Origin of the sequence: Pseudomonas mandelii (assembly GCF_006438925.1) — a bacterium.
GTDB lineage: Bacteria > Pseudomonadota > Gammaproteobacteria > Pseudomonadales > Pseudomonadaceae > Aquipseudomonas > Aquipseudomonas mandelii_C.
Genome location: NZ_RCZA01000015.1, coordinates 37,620 through 54,164, shown reverse-complemented (window position 1 = coordinate 54,164; position 16,545 = coordinate 37,620). Strand labels below are relative to the sequence as shown.

The following is a 16,545-nucleotide window of genomic DNA, read 5'->3' as shown; positions in this document are numbered from 1 at the left end:
GCCGCATGACCGACAGCTTCGTCACCCAGTGCCCGCATTGCCAAACCAGCTTCCGCGTCAGCCATGCTCAATTGAGCGTGGCCCGCGGAGTGGTTCGTTGCGGCTCGTGCTTGCAGGTGTTCAACGCCGCCAAGCAGCTGCTTGAACAACGGACCGGCAAAGACGCGATCACGCCGGTTACCCCGGCCATCGTCGAACCGCCGGAGCCGCGAGCCATCAGCCAAAAGCAATGGACCGCGGCCGAGCTGGATCTGGACAGCCTGGACCTGGACGAAGAGCTCGCCCGCCTCGAACAACGGGAGATCCAGCCGACCACGGAATTCGGCAGACAGCGCGAAGACAACCTCAGTGCCAGCCGGGATACCGTCGGGCACGAAGAAGCGACGTGGCCCGACAGCCTGTTCAGCGAATCAGCCGCCGATCGTGCGCAGACCGCTGAAGCCGATTTGCCGGAGCTGGAACTCGATCCGAGCAAATACTCGCGCACCGAACCTTCGCTGTCCCTGGAGCCAGTGGAACTGGACGACGAACATCAGCCGCCACAGCTGCGTCTGCACGACCCACTCGACATACCGATGCATCACAAACGCCTGTCGGCGACCGATGACATCGACGACGATCTGCCCTCGATCGAGCCTGTGCGCAAAAAGCGCGAGCCGGCTGTCCGCGCTGATGCCCTGCAAGACCTGACCGATGACCCGCTGCAACTGGACTGGCAAAAACGCCGCTCACCCTGGGGTCGCCGATTTTTCTGGCTGCTGTTGATCCTGCTCGGCGCTGCCGCACTCGCCGGCCAGTACATCGCCTACCATTTCGATGAACTGGCGCGCCAGGACCAGTACCGTCCGTGGTTCCAGCAACTGTGCCCGCAAATCGGCTGCACCGTGCCATCCAAAGTCGACATCGCCAAAATCAAAAGCAGCAACCTGGTGGTCCGCAGCCACCCGGACTTCAGCGGTGCACTGGTGGTCGACGCGATCATCTACAACCGCGCGCCCTTCTCCCAGCCGTTCCCGCTGCTGGAGTTGCGTTTTGCCGACCTCAACGGCCACCTGATCGCCAGCCGTCGCTTCAAGCCCGGCGAGTACCTCAACGGCGATCTCGAAGGGATGGCGGAAATGCCTCCGCAAACGCCGATCCACATCGCACTGGATATCCTCGATCCAGGTTCCAAAGCGGTGAATTACAGCCTGAGCTTCCATTCGCCCGAGTGAAACGGTTCAGTGTTACGGCTTTGACGGCATATTTCTGACTTTGACCGCTCATACCGAACCGCTGGCGATAACAGAATAACTGTTCAGATTTTGTTCAATTCAGCCTTTATCCAGTCATCGAGAGCGGGTATCATGCCAACCCTTTTTCGAACTCTCATGATCCGACCCCACAACAGGGAAGTCCTATGTCGGCGGTACGCATCGGTCCTTACGCATTGCACAACGGCTTGATTCTCGCCCCGATGGCGGGGGTTACAGACCAACCCTTTCGTCAGCTGTGCAAGCGACTGGGCGCAGGACTTGTAGTCTCGGAAATGGTCACCAGCGACATGAGCTTGTGGAACACCCGCAAATCGCGGATGCGCATGATCCACGAAGGTGATCCCGAGCCCCGCTCGGTACAGATCGCCGGTGGTGATGCACAGATGCTGGCGGATGCGGCCCGGGCCAACGTAGAACTGGGCGCACAGATTATTGATATCAACATGGGCTGTCCGGCGAAAAAGGTCTGCAACAAGGCCGCCGGGTCCGCGTTGTTGAAGGACGAAGCACTGGTGACCGAGATCCTGCAGGCCGTAGTGGCTGCGGTTGATGTGCCGGTCACCCTGAAGATCCGCACCGGCTGGGACCGGGACAACAAGAACGGCCTGACCGTGGCGAAGATCGCCGAGCAGGCAGGCATTACGGCGTTGGCGGTCCATGGCCGCACCCGTGCCGATCTGTACACCGGCGAAGCCGAGTACGACACCATCGCCGCGATCAAGCAGGCCGTGTCGATTCCGGTCTTCGCCAATGGCGATATCGTTTCGCCAGAGAAGGCCCGGTACGTGCTCGATGCGACCGGTGCCGATGGCCTGCTGGTAGGCCGGGCCGCCCAGGGGCGGCCATGGATTTTTCGCGAGATCGATCATTTTCTGCGTACCGGCGAGAAACTCCCGGCACTGGAGCTGATCGAGGTGGAACGCATTCTGCTAGAGCATCTGGCTGCGCTGCACGTCTTCTATGGAGACGTCATGGGCGTACGCATTGCTCGAAAGCATGTGGGCTGGTATCTCGCAACCTTGCCGGGCGCCAGGGAGTTTCGCGCCCACTTCAATCGTTTGGAAGATACGGAAGCACAATGCGCCAACGTTCAGGGCTTCTTCGCCGAACGTTACAAGAGCCTGACAGGGGACGGAGACGAGGTGGCCGCATGACGATGATGACCGAGACTTTAGTGAGTGGAACAACACCCGTGAGCGACAACGTAAATTTGAAACAGCACCTCAATACGCCGAGCGAAGAAGGTCAGACCCTTCGCGGGAGTGTCGAGAAGGCGCTGCACAATTATTTCGCCCACCTTGAAGGCGCTGCCGTCACGGATGTGTACAACCTGGTGCTCTCCGAAGTCGAGGCTCCCCTGCTCGAGTGCGTGATGAACTACGTCAAGGGCAACCAGACCAAGGCCAGTGAGCTGCTCGGACTGAACCGAGGCACGCTGCGCAAGAAACTCAAGCAGTACGATTTGCTGTAAGCATTCAATCAAACCAGAAAGGCGCCCGCGTAAAAACGGTCGCCTTTTTTGCTGACTCCTTTGCTTTTGATGGAAATTGAAATGACCGACCAGACTACCCGCCTGCCGATCCGCCGCGCCTTGATCAGCGTTTCCGACAAGACCGGGATCCTCGAATTCGCCAAAGAGCTCGAAGCCCTGGGCGTCGAGATCCTCTCCACCGGCGGAACGTTCAAGCTGCTGCGCGACAACGGTGTTGCCGCAGTGGAAGTCGCGGATTACACCGGTTTCGCAGAAATGATGGACGGCCGGGTAAAAACCCTGCATCCGAAAATCCACGGCGGGATCCTCGGTCGTCGCGGTATCGACGACGCCATCATGAACGAGCACGGCATCAAGCCGATCGACCTGGTAGCGGTCAACCTGTACCCGTTCGAAGCTACCATCAACAAACCAGGCTGCGACCTGCCGACCGCGATCGAGAACATCGATATCGGCGGCCCGACCATGGTCCGCTCGGCGGCAAAAAACCACAAAGACGTGGCCATCGTGGTGAATGCCAGCGACTACGCCAGCGTCCTTGAAAGCCTCAAGGCCGGCGGCCTGACTTACGCTCAGCGTTTCGACCTGATGCTCAAGGCCTTCGAACACACTGCCGCCTATGACGGCATGATCGCCAACTACATGGGCACCGTGAACCAGGCGGCTGACACCCTCTCGACCTCCGGTCGCAGCGAGTTCCCGCGCACTTTCAACAGCCAGTTCGTCAAGGCTCAGGAAATGCGCTACGGCGAGAACCCGCACCAGAGCGCGGCGTTCTACGTTGAAGCCAAACCGGCCGAAGTCGGTATCGCCACCGCCACCCAACTGCAAGGCAAAGAGCTGTCGTACAACAACGTGGCCGACACCGACGCCGCGCTGGAATGTGTGAAGAGCTTCGTCAAACCGGCCTGCGTGATCGTCAAGCACGCCAACCCGTGCGGCGTAGCCGTGAGCCCGGATGCCGAAGGCGGTATCCGCCAGGCTTACGAACTGGCCTACGCCACCGACACCGAGTCGGCGTTCGGCGGCATCATCGCCTTCAACCGCGAGCTGGATGCTGAAACCGCCAAGGCCATCGTCGAGCGTCAGTTCGTCGAAGTGATCATCGCCCCGTCCGTCAGCGAAGAAGCTCGCGCCATCGTGGCGGCCAAAGCCAACGTGCGCCTGCTGGCCTGCGGCGAGTGGTCGGCTGATCGCGCCGCTGCGTGGGACTACAAACGCGTCAACGGTGGCCTGCTGGTGCAGAGCCGCGACATCGGCATGATCGGTGCCGACGACCTGAAAGTCGTGACCAAACGTGCCCCGACCGAGCAAGAGATCCACGACCTGATCTTCGCCTGGAAAGTCGCCAAATACGTTAAGTCCAACGCTATCGTCTACGCCAAGAACCGTCAGACCATCGGTGTCGGCGCTGGCCAGATGAGCCGCGTGAACTCTGCCCGTATTGCTGCGATCAAGGCTGAACACGCTGGTTTGCAAGTGCAGGGTGCGGTCATGGCATCCGATGCGTTCTTCCCGTTCCGCGACGGCATCGACAACGCGGCCAAGGTCGGTATCACTGCGGTGATCCAGCCAGGCGGCTCGATGCGTGATAACGAAGTGATTGCTGCAGCCGACGAGGCTGGCATCGCGATGGTCTTTACTGGCATGCGCCACTTCCGTCACTGATACGACGATTAACTGTGGGAGCGAGCCTGCTCGCGAATGCAATTTGCCAGTGACGTAGATGTTGACTGACACACCGCTTTCGCGAGCAGGCTCGCTCCCACAGAAAAGCATCTCTGCGGTGCTCCACAGAATTAGCGTCATCCGAGGTTTTTGAAATGAATGTTTTGATCATTGGCAGCGGTGGCCGTGAACACGCCCTGGCCTGGAAAGTGGCTCAGGATCCGCGTGTGCAGAAAGTTTTCGTGGCTCCGGGCAACGCCGGCACCGCCATTGAAGCCAAGTGCGAGAACGTCGCTATCGACGTGCTGGCACTCGAACAGCTGGCAGACTTCGCCGAGAAGAATGTTTCCCTGACCATCGTCGGCCCGGAAGTGCCGCTGGTCGCTGGTGTCGTCGATCTGTTCCGCTCCCGTGGCCTGGACTGCTTCGGTCCGACCGCTGGCGCTGCTCAGCTGGAAGGTTCGAAAGCCTTCACCAAGGATTTCCTAGCGCGCCACAAGATCCCGACCGCCGACTACCAGAACTTCACCGAGATCGAGCCTGCCCTGGCTTATCTGCGTGAAAAAGGCGCACCGATCGTGATCAAGGCCGATGGCCTGGCCGCCGGTAAAGGCGTGATCGTTGCCATGACGCTGACCGAAGCCGAAGACGCCGTACGCGACATGCTCGCGGGCAACGCATTCGGCGACGCAGGCTCGCGCGTAGTGATCGAAGAGTTCCTGGACGGCGAAGAAGCCAGCTTCATCGTCATGGTCGACGGCAAGAACGTATTGCCGATGGCCACCAGCCAGGATCACAAACGCGTCGGCGACGGCGACACCGGTCCGAACACTGGCGGCATGGGTGCCTACTCCCCTGCCCCGGTCGTGACCGCTGACGTGCACAAGCGCGTCATGGACCTGGTGATCTGGCCGACCGTGCGCGGCATGGCCGATGAAGGCAACGTTTACACGGGTTTCCTATATGCCGGCCTGATGATCGACAAAGCTGGTAACCCAAAAGTCATCGAATTCAACTGCCGTTTCGGCGACCCTGAGACCCAACCGGTGATGCTGCGTTTGCAGTCGAGCCTGGTGTTGCTGGTCGAAGCGGCCCTGGCGCAAGCCCTGGACAAGGTCGAAGCACAATGGGATCCGCGTCCGAGCGTCGGCATCGTGCTGGCGGCTGGCGGCTATCCAGGTGACTACGCCAAAGGCGTTGCCATCAACGGTCTCGATGCAGCTGCAGCACTGGAAGGCAAAGTCTTCCACGCTGGCACTGCACTCAAGGACGGTCAAGTGGTGACGGCCGGCGGTCGGGTACTCTGCGCCACGGCAATGGGTGCCAGCGTCGATGCCGCTCAGCAGCAGGCTTACAAGCTAGCGGCCAAAATTGACTGGGAAGGCTGTTTCTATCGCAAGGACATTGGCTACCGTGCCATTGCCCGCGAGCGTGGCGAAAATCAGGAATAAGAACGCCATTCGGCCAGGCAAGGGCTTCGGGCCCTTGCCGGACTATTCCGGCGCCGCGCATAGTTATATTCTGGCATCAACCTACGAAGGGATTTCGCCGTGCGCTGGCTCAGGATTGCCATAGGTTTCACCGTCACTCTGCTGACCTTGCTCTGCATGCTCCCGGCCCAGGCCGCGCAAGGCAGTGGCTGGGCGGTATTGCTCGACGAACAGGGTGACCTGCAGCTCAGCGACATCCGTTCCGCTCGCTACACCAATCAATTCAGCCCCATTGAACTCGACCGCCTCACCGCCGCCGAACCCGATGGTGCGTTATGGCTGCGCTTCAGACTCGCTCCCGGCAAGCATGAACAGTTGCTGCGGGTATTCGCGCCCGATCTGTCGCACCTCAATCTGTATGTGCTGGACGGCGACACGCTGATCGAGCAACAGAACACCGGCACCGGCCAGCCCCAGGCTGAACGGCCGCTGCCCAACAGCGACTTCATGTTGCCGCTGCCGCAAAACGAAAAACCTCTCGATGTTTACCTGCGACTGGTCTCCGACCATCAGCTGAGGCCTTACATCACCCTGCAGTCAGCGGTCATGACCGCGGCCAATCAGAATCAGACGCTGATCTACGGACTGTTGTTCGGTTGCCTCGGGATGTTGATCCTTTACAGCCTCGTCCGCTACGCCTATACCCGCTCACGCAGCAGTTTCTGGCTGGCCGGATGTGAAGCATTGTTGATGCTCAGCCTGTTGCTGTTGCTGAATCTGGCAGGGCCCTGGCTGCCGAACTGGCATGCGGTGCAAACACCCGGCGCCTACTTCGCCTTGCTGCTGACGGCGCCGTGCGGCCTGATGTTCGCCTATCGCTTCTTCGCCCCACTCGGCCCGCACCCACTGAACAAGCTACTGATGGGGGACATTCTGTTCATCGTGGTCTGCAGCTTGCTGCTGTTGTTCGTCAACACGCTGCCGCTGAACATCATGACCTATGCCCTGGTCGCGCTGGCAGGCCTGAGCATGTTGTTCGTCAGCGCCTATCACTGGCAAAAAGGTTATCGCCCGGCGCGCCTGTTCGTCGCGGCGATGGTGGTGTTCAACATTGGCACTCTGATCATGTTGCCGGCACTGCTGGGATTGACCCTGGTCGCACCGCAGGGCTTGATCATGACCCTGCTGGGGTTGATCTGCATCAGCGGCGTGTTGATGAGCATTGCGCTGAGCGAACGTCAGCGCAGCATCACCGAAGACCGTTTCAGCGTCAGCCGCGACCTGGCCGCCAGCAATGCCGAGATCAACGCCAAGGCCGAATTCCTGGCAAAAATCAGCCACGAAATCCGCACCCCGATGAATGGCGTGCTGGGCATGACCGAGCTGCTGCTGGGCACGCCGCTCTCGGTCAAGCAGCGCGACTATGTGCAGACCATCCACAGTGCCGGCAACGAACTGCTGACACTGATCAACGAGATTCTCGACATCTCCAAGCTCGAATCCGGGCAGATCGAACTGGACGATGTGCAGTTCGACCTCAACGCACTGATCGAAGATTGTCTGAGCATCTTCCGCGCCAAGGCCGAACAGCAGAACGTCGAGCTGATCAGCTTTATCCAGCCGCAAGTGCCGCGCGTCATCAGCGGTGACCCGACTCGCCTGCGCCAGACCCTGCTGAGCCTGCTGGAAAACGCCCTGAAGAAAACCGACGAAGGCGAAATCCTGATCGTCGTCGCGCTCGATGAGCGCAGTGTCAAACCGCGCTTGCGCATTGCCGTGCAGGACAGCGGTGAGCCGATGGACGCCGAAGAACGCGATGCATTGATGCACGCCGAACTGCACAGCAAGCACTTCCTCTCGGCCACCCGTTTGGGAGGCAATCTGGGGTTGGTTATCGCCCGTCAGCTGATTCGCTTGATGCAAGGGGAGTTCGGGATCAAGAGCGGCGCCAATCAGGGCAGCACCTTGTGGCTGACCCTGCCGCTGGACCCTGACCGCCTCGAACACCCGACTTCTGACCTTGATGGCCCCCTGCAGGGTGCACGGGTATTGGTGGTGGACGATAACGACACGTGTCGCAAAGTGCTGGTGCAACAGTGCACCGCCTGGGGCCTGAATGTCAGTGCCGTAGCGTCCGGCAAGGAAGCGCTGGCGCTGCTGCGGACCAAGGCTCACTTGCGCGATTACTTCGACGTGGTCCTGCTGGACCAGAACATGCCCGGCATGACCGGCATGCAACTGGCCGCCAAGATCAAGGAAGACCCGAGCCTGAACCACGACATCCTGCTGATCATGCTCACCGGCATCAGCAATGCGCCCAGCAAGATCATCGCGCGCAACTCGGGGATCAAACGCATCCTCGCCAAACCGGTGGCCGGCTATACCCTCAAGACGACGCTGGCCGACGAGCTGAACCAGCGAAACAAGGGCCTCTCCATCTCGCAGCACCTGCCCACCGGCCCGACCTTACCGGTGAAGGTGCCAAGCGATTTCCGCATCCTGGTGGCCGAAGACAACAGCATCTCGACCAAGGTGATTCGCGGCATGCTAGGCAAGCTCAACCTGCAACCGGACACCGCCAGCAATGGCGAAGAAGCCTTGCAGGCGATGAAAGCCCAGCGTTATGACCTGGTCCTGATGGACTGCGAAATGCCGATTCTCGACGGCTTCTCCGCGACTCAGCAATTGCGTGCCTGGGAAGTCGGTAATCAGCGGATTCGCACGCCGGTGGTGGCGTTGACTGCGCACATTCTCGCCGAACACAAAGAGCGCGCGCGCCAGGCCGGCATGGACGGGCATATGGCCAAACCGGTCGAGTTGTCGCAGCTGCGCGACCTGATCGAGCATTGGGTGGCCCAGCGTGATCAGCAGATCCGGGCAGCGACTCAAACGTCCTGAGCCGACAGACCCCGCAGCGCCTGATAGACTCCCCCTCGACTTCCCTCGCCAGTGAGCTTGCACCATGCTCCACGTGTTGTTCAGCGTTTACCTGAAGATGCTGGTGCTCTACAGCCCGTTCTTCGTATTGTCCTGCTTCATCAGTCTGACCCGTGGTTATTCGCGCAAGGAACAACGTCGACTGGCCTGGAAAGTGGCGACAGCCACCCTGGTCTCCAGCGTCTTGCTGTACCTGTTCGGGCGAGTGATTTTCAGTGTCTTCGGCATCACCGTGGACGCGTTCCGCATCGGCGCCGGCAGTGTGTTGTTCATCTCGGCGCTGGGCATGGCTCAAGGCAAGTCGGCGGTGCAAACCGACAACGTGCAGCAGGACGTGACCATCGTCCCCCTGACCATTCCCCTGACGGTCGGCCCGGGCACCATCGGCGCCTTGCTGGTGATGGGCGTGAGTCAGCCTCATTGGGACGACAAACTCACGGCCATTCTCAGTATTGCCCTGGCCAGTTTCACCGTCGGCGTGGTGCTTTATCTGTCCAATCGCATTGAACGCATTCTCGGCGATCAGGGGTTGCAAATTGTCAGTCGGTTGATGGGGTTGTTTGTGTGCGCATTGGCGGCGCAGATCATCTTTACCGGGGTGAAGGGCTATCTGGTTCCGTGACGCCCACCTTCGTCATTAGCGTGGCGAGCTGCCTGTCCTCGTCCTTATGAAAAAGAGCCGACAGCCACTGACACATCGAACAGACTCAATGTGTCAGTGGCTGTCAGAACTCAACCTTCTGTTTTTTCAACTATTGCGATGGGCAAAATATCTTTGAGTAACACACTGCTCGCGCTGCCCCTCCCGGCCAGGGCACTCACCAGTGTTGACACCGCAAAGGACTGATAGCCGCTCATCGCCAGAAATACGTTTCGTTGCAAAACAACATCGGTCGAGAACACGTCGCGAAAGATCAAGCTGTGTCCGCTGTCCGAATCCACAATCACCAAGTGCTCATCGACCCGGCTCGCCCACAACTGATCCGCAACCACGATATCCCAGATCAGTTTTCCCGGAACCGAGGGCGAGTGGTCGAGCGAATGGCGGCAATCGACAATGACCGATTCAAGTTTCAACCACGCGGCTCTGGTAAGCCGAAAGGTCGTTGAACCTTGACCCAGTTTGAGCACCAGGATGCTGACATCATCGGCAATCAACGGGAGCAGGTCCGTACGCGTTTTCGCTCCCTCGACCACCAGTACTTCGGCGTTTCGCTGGACATAGTCGAGCGGCCCGACCCTGTTGTTTTGCGGATAGGTGTGCAAAAAACCATCCCTGCGGTCATGCAGCATCACATTGGTTTGATGCTGGGTGCCGACGAGCGTGAATTGCGCAGCAATAGTGCCCTTCGGAATGCGGATCAACCGCCCGGTCCGGACTACGTACCACTGTTGGTAGTCAGGGTCTTTGAAGGACAGAAAATCGGCGCATCGATGTTCGTTCACCAGCGCCGCCAGGCCCTCACTCAATTCACCTTCCAGTGCAGCGACCCAATGGCTGTCAACGCCCGTAATCCGTACCGGTTCGTTGTACTGTAAATCCACCTCCACACCTTCAAGCGTCGTTGCCCTCAGGCCAGAGCCTTCCACCGTTACGTCGCTAAAGGTCCAGCTCGCCCATTCCTGCGTCGGGGCTGGCAATGCCTCCGCCTGTAACAGTTTCGTTCCCTGGGCAAATGCCGTGCTCAAGTGGGCTGGATCGATAAAACCCTGACGGACAATCTTGCCGGTTGAAAGATCAAACAGCCAGGTGGCCTGATTGTCTGGAGTAATACTCAGCAACCGTACTTCTTTGCCGTGCCCCATTTCAGCGAGCAGCAGCCGACCACCCAGGTACCAGGCGCACAAACCGGCCTTGAAACCGGTCAAACCCAGGATGGCAAAACTCGACACCGGGTATTGCAACGCAACCGTTGCCAGCGCCGACCACCATTGAGTTTGATCCTTGAACCAGTGCTCGGTCAGCCCGCCGAGTCTCAGATTCCCGTCCGGCATAATGTTAAAGAACAGACCAGAGTCGCTCAGGACGAGATAGTCCCGCTCAACGGCGACAACATTTTTCAGCCCCGGGGGGGAGATGTTGCTGGACGACCATTGTGCGCGACCCTCCACCATCGACCTTTGCTGACACATGAGGCGTTGGTGAAGTTTGTCGTAAGTAACGAACACTTCGCCCTCGACACCGGCGGGAGCAATGAGCACAAGATCATTCAAGGCCTTGATCGAGTCTGCCCATCCCCGCGCATGGTGACGCCTGGCAGGTGCACGAATAATCAACCCATCACTGCTGCGCACCCAGACCATATCCCGCGACTCGGCATCGATCTGCCAACAAATCGAAACCAGTGCACCGGGACGCCAGTTCACTTTATGGGCGGACTCTGCCGGCAAGTGATAGTCGCCCAGTACCTGCTTCCAGTCCGTCAGCGTGTCAGCCTCCAAAACAGCCTGCAGTGCAGGATCCTGACCACGGGTAATCGAGCTGAGCAACACGGCCCGGTCATGGATCACATAGGTCAGCTCATCGCGCAGGCCGTCCTTTCCAGTGAGCTGTTGCACAATCTGAATGCCGCCGTTGGTCACGGCCTCACAGCGGACAATCGCCTGGCCTTCTTTAGCATTCAACCGATAGCGCTGAACCAGCGTCCCGGTGATCGCATCGACCTGCCAGACATAGAAATCATCGGGGTGATAGAAGTAAGCCGAACCCTCCACCACCGCGCCCAACATCACTTCATCGGACATCAGCACCTTTGGGTCGCGGATGTACAGAAAACGATCCTGTGCCGAGTCGTAATACGCGGCTACCGTCCTGGGTTCGTCCGGCTTTTCAAACGGCACCACAAAGTTGTGAACCGGGGTATAAGGCATGGCCAGGCGATGTTCACGGGCCAATGACTTGAAGTGATCCAGCAACGCTTGCTCCCCGAGGGCCGGATTGGCCTCTTCTTCGACCACTTCAAGCTGGCGGGCAACAAGATCAACGCGCACGATTTTGTTATTCGACAGCTTGAGCAACACATGGTGAACACCACTGCCACTGAACGTTACATCCACTGTCCCCGAGACAAGGCGCCCCCCGGCCTCAATCCGGATGTCTGCCTCCACCAGCCATGGCGTCAGCAACACCCATTGCATGGCAATGTGACCGGGTGCGGCGAGTTCAAGGCTCACCCCGGGATTGAGCAGCACGGAACATTGAGCTCCTGCGCCTTCTACCCGGTAGGACACCAGGCCATGCCACGCCTTCGGCAGCGCAGGTACCGCCAGTGAACGCTGGACGTTATCAAGACGTACATTGAATACCGTTGGCTGGTAGACCGGGTACAGCCGGTTGACCACGTACTCACCGGGAAACGAATAGAACGAAAACAGAAACTGCCATTGCCCCTGTTCGTTCTTTTTCTCCAGTCGACGTGCCGTGTCGTACCCGCCGGCATGACGAAACGTGACAAAGGGCAGCAACTTGTATTGGTAGCCGTAAAAGGTCCTGGGTGTGCAAGGCAGCACGATCGTCTGCCCGGCCTGTGGAGAGAAACGCGCCGAGTCCGGCAACCCAAGGCCCTGGCGAATATCGACGGCGCGGTCGTAATCCACATCGTAATCCGGGACCCCGAAATGGTCCCGAAGCGGGAACAGTTTCGGGCTGTCGAAATGGACGGTGGATGCGTGCAAATCCACGCCAGTGAATACCAGCGAGGGATGCGCAAACCAGGCATTCGCCGCCTTGTCCAGGTGATAGCCGCCTTGTAAATACGCCTTTTCAAGCCCATCAAAAAACAGCGCGACCTCCTTGGCTTCCTCCGCAATCGTCGCAAAACCTTCGGCCAGCGCCGTAACGCCCACCGCCAACCCGCCAAGAATCACCCCGGCGCCCCCCAGCACCGCGGCCACCGTACCCGCGCCAGCCAGGGCCGCACCCAGACCGGCTGCGCCTACCACCGCACTCGCGGAATCAAAGGCCAACTGCGTCCCGAACTGCGCCCTCTCAACGTCATTGGTGGCGTGGCTTAACTGATAAATATCAAACCCGACATTCACCAGCCCCAGCACAGTACCGACGCCTTCATTGGCGATATGCCCCAAGGCCTTTTGCACCAACGGTGCGCTGGTGCGGGCGATCAGCTTTTCATCGTCCAGTGCCTGGCGGACCAGTTTGATCACACCAATAACGTCCACTACGTTGCCATGGGCCAGTTGGGCATAGTTGACGTAGGCATGCAGGCGAATGGCGGTGGTCAGGGCCTTGTCGCCACCGCTCGCTGCACTCTCGTGACGACGCAGTACGTTCATCAAGGCTTGTACGGTGAACCCGGCATTGAGCGTATGAACGCTGCCGGCGTCCGTCGGATCAAGCGGATTGACCGGCGCACGCGGGCGAGCGGCCAATGAATGGAAGGTTTCGGAGAGGAAGTTTTTAATTCTCAGGAACCGCTGATCGCTGGTGGTGACACGCTCAATGGTCTGTCCGGCATCGGTGTTGACCAGACTGATTTTGTATTCCCCTGTCGGGGTTATCTCCAGTGTCTCGAACAACGCAACAGAATCCGACGCCAGCCCGTGTTGCTCCTGCAACTGCCGTGTCGCCTGCGCGATCTGCCCACCCCACCAGTGCGCGTCCAGTTCCAGCAATGAACTGCCCAGCGCCGCATTGTTGACCAGCGACTGTCCACGTGCACTGGCCACACGTTGCCGAAGCTTTGGCAGCATTTGTTCAGGCAAAGCGCCTGGCTCGGACAGGCTTGATACCTCAATACCGGAGGCAAGCACTATCTTGTTCAGTTTTGCACCATCGAGCTCGATCAGATCAAAGGTCGGCCGTTGCGCATCGCCAAAGGCTGCGTAATGCATGGCCATTTTTTTGCGCAGGAAATAGTGCGTCAATGCGTCACTGAACGCCAACGACGTAACAATCTCGAAGATCCCTAAATTCGGGTCGTAGAGCAGGTAATTGCTGCGCTCGCCTTCAAAGATTTTCGCCACCAGCATCGAGTGGTTGTCCGAATTGAGCATTACGGTCGTGCTGGCCGTTTTTTCTTCCAGTATCGCTACGACCTGAGCCAGATCAGAGCGCATCAGTGGCGTGCCTATGCCATTGACAGGCGCGTCACGCAATTCCTCAATCATGCTCACAAACGCCTTTGAGTCCGCGGCCTCAGGCTCGGTGACGGCCAGGTAAAAGCGTTCTCTCAAAGTGTTTGCCGCTTTGTTGCCTTTATGGAGCGCTGCGGCCATGGCCAGCGCCAATGGGTAACAGCGTCCGGCAACCCGGTCGCCCGCGCCTTCGAGCAACAAGTCCTGTGGCACCATTTTGAAGCTGCCGTGCTCGAAGCTCTCCAGCACTTCACCGATTCGTTCGCTGATCCGGTCGCGGTACTCGAGTTTCGCCACGTGCTGAATTCTGGCGACCGAACGTCCCCACTCCAGCAGGGTCAGTGGGCGTTCGAGTGCCTGTTTCTTGAGTTCGACACTGGTTTCGGACAAGGCCACGGACGGGTTGGAAGCGCCCGTCAACCCGGCAAGGAAAGCCGGACGACTTTGCTTGAAGATCTCCCGTTCAATGGCCCCGTAACGGTGGATGACCCCCAACTCCGACATCGTATTGGCCAGGTTTTCAAGCGTTGCACTGGCCGCGTCAAAATGCTGGTTATCCAATGCATTGACGCCCAATAGCCCACCGAGCAACAGACGCTGCAGTGGGTTCAGCTTTACGGTGAGAAGTGGGTCTTTGGCGACTTGGCTCAGCAGTTCATCCACTGACAGATTTTGTGTCGCCGCGTCCAGTAGGGAAGCCGGGGGGCGGATGCTGGCATCCTGAGCGATGATCGCTTGCCGGTCATCGAAGCTCAGGGACAATGGCTTTTCAAACGTCACGCTGCCGTTGTGGCGCTGACTCATCGCCTGGCGAAATGGCTCACCGAGATCATCGGCCAGTTGCTGCAATAGATCGGTGATCAACACATGATGGCCTTCGATCACCGGCCAGCCTTCTTCGAAATCAATACTCTGGTACTTGAGCAGCTGTGTGACATCGCCGGCATAGCGGGTTTTGAACTTCCCGGCCTCCCAACGCTGCTTTTCTCTATCCAGCCATTGAGCCGTGTCGCTCTCATTCTCCTTCCAGGAGTGATCCAGCTCCTCCTCGGTCGCCAGGTTGACGGTGGCGATGGGAGGTATGGCAACTTCAGCTCTCGAAGCTTCAGCGCCCCGTGGGGTGAAATGCCTCTTCTCGTAATCCGCCAGCCCATCGCGCATCGCAGCAGGTCCGGTCAAATAAATCGTCACTTCGCTCTGTGGACGGATACCGTCGCTGTAGTAAGCAGCGGCAGCTTCAGCCAAAAACCTGACCGCTATTTCTTCATCCCCCAGTTCATGCAAGGGCCCAAATGTTTTCTCGAGCACCTCCTCGGCAATGTTACTGACTGCCTGAGCGTCGGTAAGCGCAACCTTTCTTTCAATGGCTAACCGGGCAGTGGCATCCACCACCTCATAGTTGAACCTGAAACGGTCAAGAACGGCCTTGAGCATCGCTGACCCGGGATGAGCCATCAGGAACGCGTTACTCAACGTGCTTTGTACGGCGACGGCACGCAGCCCGTCCGGTCGCACCTGGCGCTCTACCGGCCGCCGGAAAACACTGCTGATATCAGGACGGCTCTTGGCAAAATTCTCCAACGCCTCACGGTGTTCCAGGGGAATTTGCTCGAAATAGTTTGTGTACTTGCTGCGTATAACCTGCCGCCCCGGCATCCACTCAGGACTGTGGTCAAGTATCAACTGCAAAACACCCAGGCGTGCATCCGAGCCAAACCGGCTGATATCCACCCCGCCCAGGTTTTCTAACAGCGCAGGCAGATAATCCACGTCTGCATAACTACCACCGTCGGCGACCAGTGCCTCGGCGCGGACAATATCGGAGGCGGCAGCAAAGTTGCCACGCAAACTGATTTCTCGCTCGTAGATGTCCTGCAAGTACAACGGTGTCGGCTCGGTGGCGAGATCACGAAGAACAATAGCGCCCTCTTTCAACGACAAAAGACTCTGGCGGTTTTTTTCCCTGAGTACTTTCAACCGTCCTTCATCTTGGCTATAGGCTCGAACCAACAGATCGATCCTGGCATTGTCGGCGCTCTCACCGCGCTCTACCGCTTTATTAATGTGCGCAAACATCTGCTGCTTGAGAGCGATGACCCGCTCTTCATACTTGTCGCCTAGTTCAATAGCGTTACGACTGGCCTGCCCGCCATTAAGCATGGCGTCAGCCTTGGCCGCCTCGACAATAATCCGGTTGGTTTCGTAAGCCAGCAATGCATCGCTGTCGTACCAGAGTTTGAGGGTGTAACCCTGCCCAGCCAATGTCTGTTTCCAGATATTGATGTAGTCGCGCTGGATATCGCCCATACCACCGCCGAGCCAGACAAAATGCAGATTGTCAGGAACGTTGGTTTTGGGAGTTTGTAACTGCTGCGCATCGTTCGACAAACGAGCCTCGAAACCTTCGAGCCGTTCGTAGATGTCTGCCACGCCGGGGGCAGCGCTCTGGGGTGGAAGCGATTCAGTCGTTCGTCGTGCTCGACCCACAGGCGCGACAAAAGATGCCAAAGCCTGTTTCAACAGGCCCAGCGGCTCCAGCATCCTGGGCGAATCGAGCAAGTCGATGCAGCCTGAGTAATACCTGAAGGCGGCATCATACTCGGCGGTTCCTTTGTACGAAAGCAACGCCTGTTCAAGTTCTTTAACTTTAAAAAGGTTTACGAATTTC

8 protein-coding genes are annotated in these 16,545 nt (G+C 58.7%); 7 read left to right on the top strand and 1 reads right to left on the bottom strand.

Annotated features, from left to right (window positions below):
- The first annotated feature begins 5 nt into the window (after positions 1 to 5).
- From EAH74_RS28420 to EAH74_RS28390, 7 genes are all read left to right on the top strand, one after another.
- A complete protein-coding gene (locus EAH74_RS28420) occupies positions 6 to 1,214 on the top strand; it encodes a DUF3426 domain-containing protein (RefSeq protein WP_140683143.1) in 1,209 nt (402 codons plus the stop codon).
- Between the two features lie 185 nt (positions 1,215 to 1,399).
- The gene (dusB, locus tag EAH74_RS28415; protein ID WP_140683140.1) at positions 1,400 to 2,410 is read left to right on the top strand and encodes a tRNA dihydrouridine synthase DusB; all 1,011 of its coding nucleotides are present in this window, start codon (positions 1,400 to 1,402) and stop codon (positions 2,408 to 2,410) included.
- Positions 2,407 to 2,727 carry a DNA-binding transcriptional regulator Fis gene (fis, locus tag EAH74_RS28410; RefSeq protein WP_007907419.1) on the top strand — a complete coding sequence of 107 codons (321 nt, stop codon included), beginning with the start codon at positions 2,407 to 2,409 and terminating at the stop codon, positions 2,725 to 2,727. Before dusB ends, fis begins: the two co-directional genes overlap by 4 nt.
- An 81-nt stretch (positions 2,728 to 2,808) precedes the next feature.
- Complete coding sequence (gene purH / locus EAH74_RS28405) at positions 2,809 to 4,416, top strand: bifunctional phosphoribosylaminoimidazolecarboxamide formyltransferase/IMP cyclohydrolase (RefSeq protein WP_140683137.1); 1,608 nt, start codon at positions 2,809 to 2,811, stop codon at positions 4,414 to 4,416.
- A 155-nt stretch (positions 4,417 to 4,571) separates the two neighbouring features.
- Complete coding sequence (gene purD / locus EAH74_RS28400; protein WP_140683134.1) at positions 4,572 to 5,867, top strand: phosphoribosylamine--glycine ligase; 1,296 nt, start codon at positions 4,572 to 4,574, stop codon at positions 5,865 to 5,867.
- A gap of 99 nt (positions 5,868 to 5,966) precedes the next feature.
- Complete coding sequence (locus tag EAH74_RS28395; RefSeq protein WP_140683131.1) at positions 5,967 to 8,744, top strand: hybrid sensor histidine kinase/response regulator; 2,778 nt, start codon at positions 5,967 to 5,969, stop codon at positions 8,742 to 8,744.
- Positions 8,745 to 8,808: 64 nt separating this feature from the next.
- Positions 8,809 to 9,405 (top strand): MarC family protein, encoded by a 597-nt coding sequence (locus EAH74_RS28390; RefSeq protein WP_007937197.1) that lies wholly within the window; start codon positions 8,809 to 8,811, stop codon positions 9,403 to 9,405.
- Between the two features lie 110 nt (positions 9,406 to 9,515).
- On the opposite strand, the gene EAH74_RS28385 is transcribed toward EAH74_RS28390, so the two are convergent.
- Positions 9,516 to 16,418 (bottom strand): TcdA/TcdB pore-forming domain-containing protein, encoded by a 6,903-nt coding sequence (locus tag EAH74_RS28385; protein ID WP_240050581.1) that lies wholly within the window; start codon positions 16,416 to 16,418, stop codon positions 9,516 to 9,518.
- Positions 16,419 to 16,545: the final 127 nt, after the last annotated feature.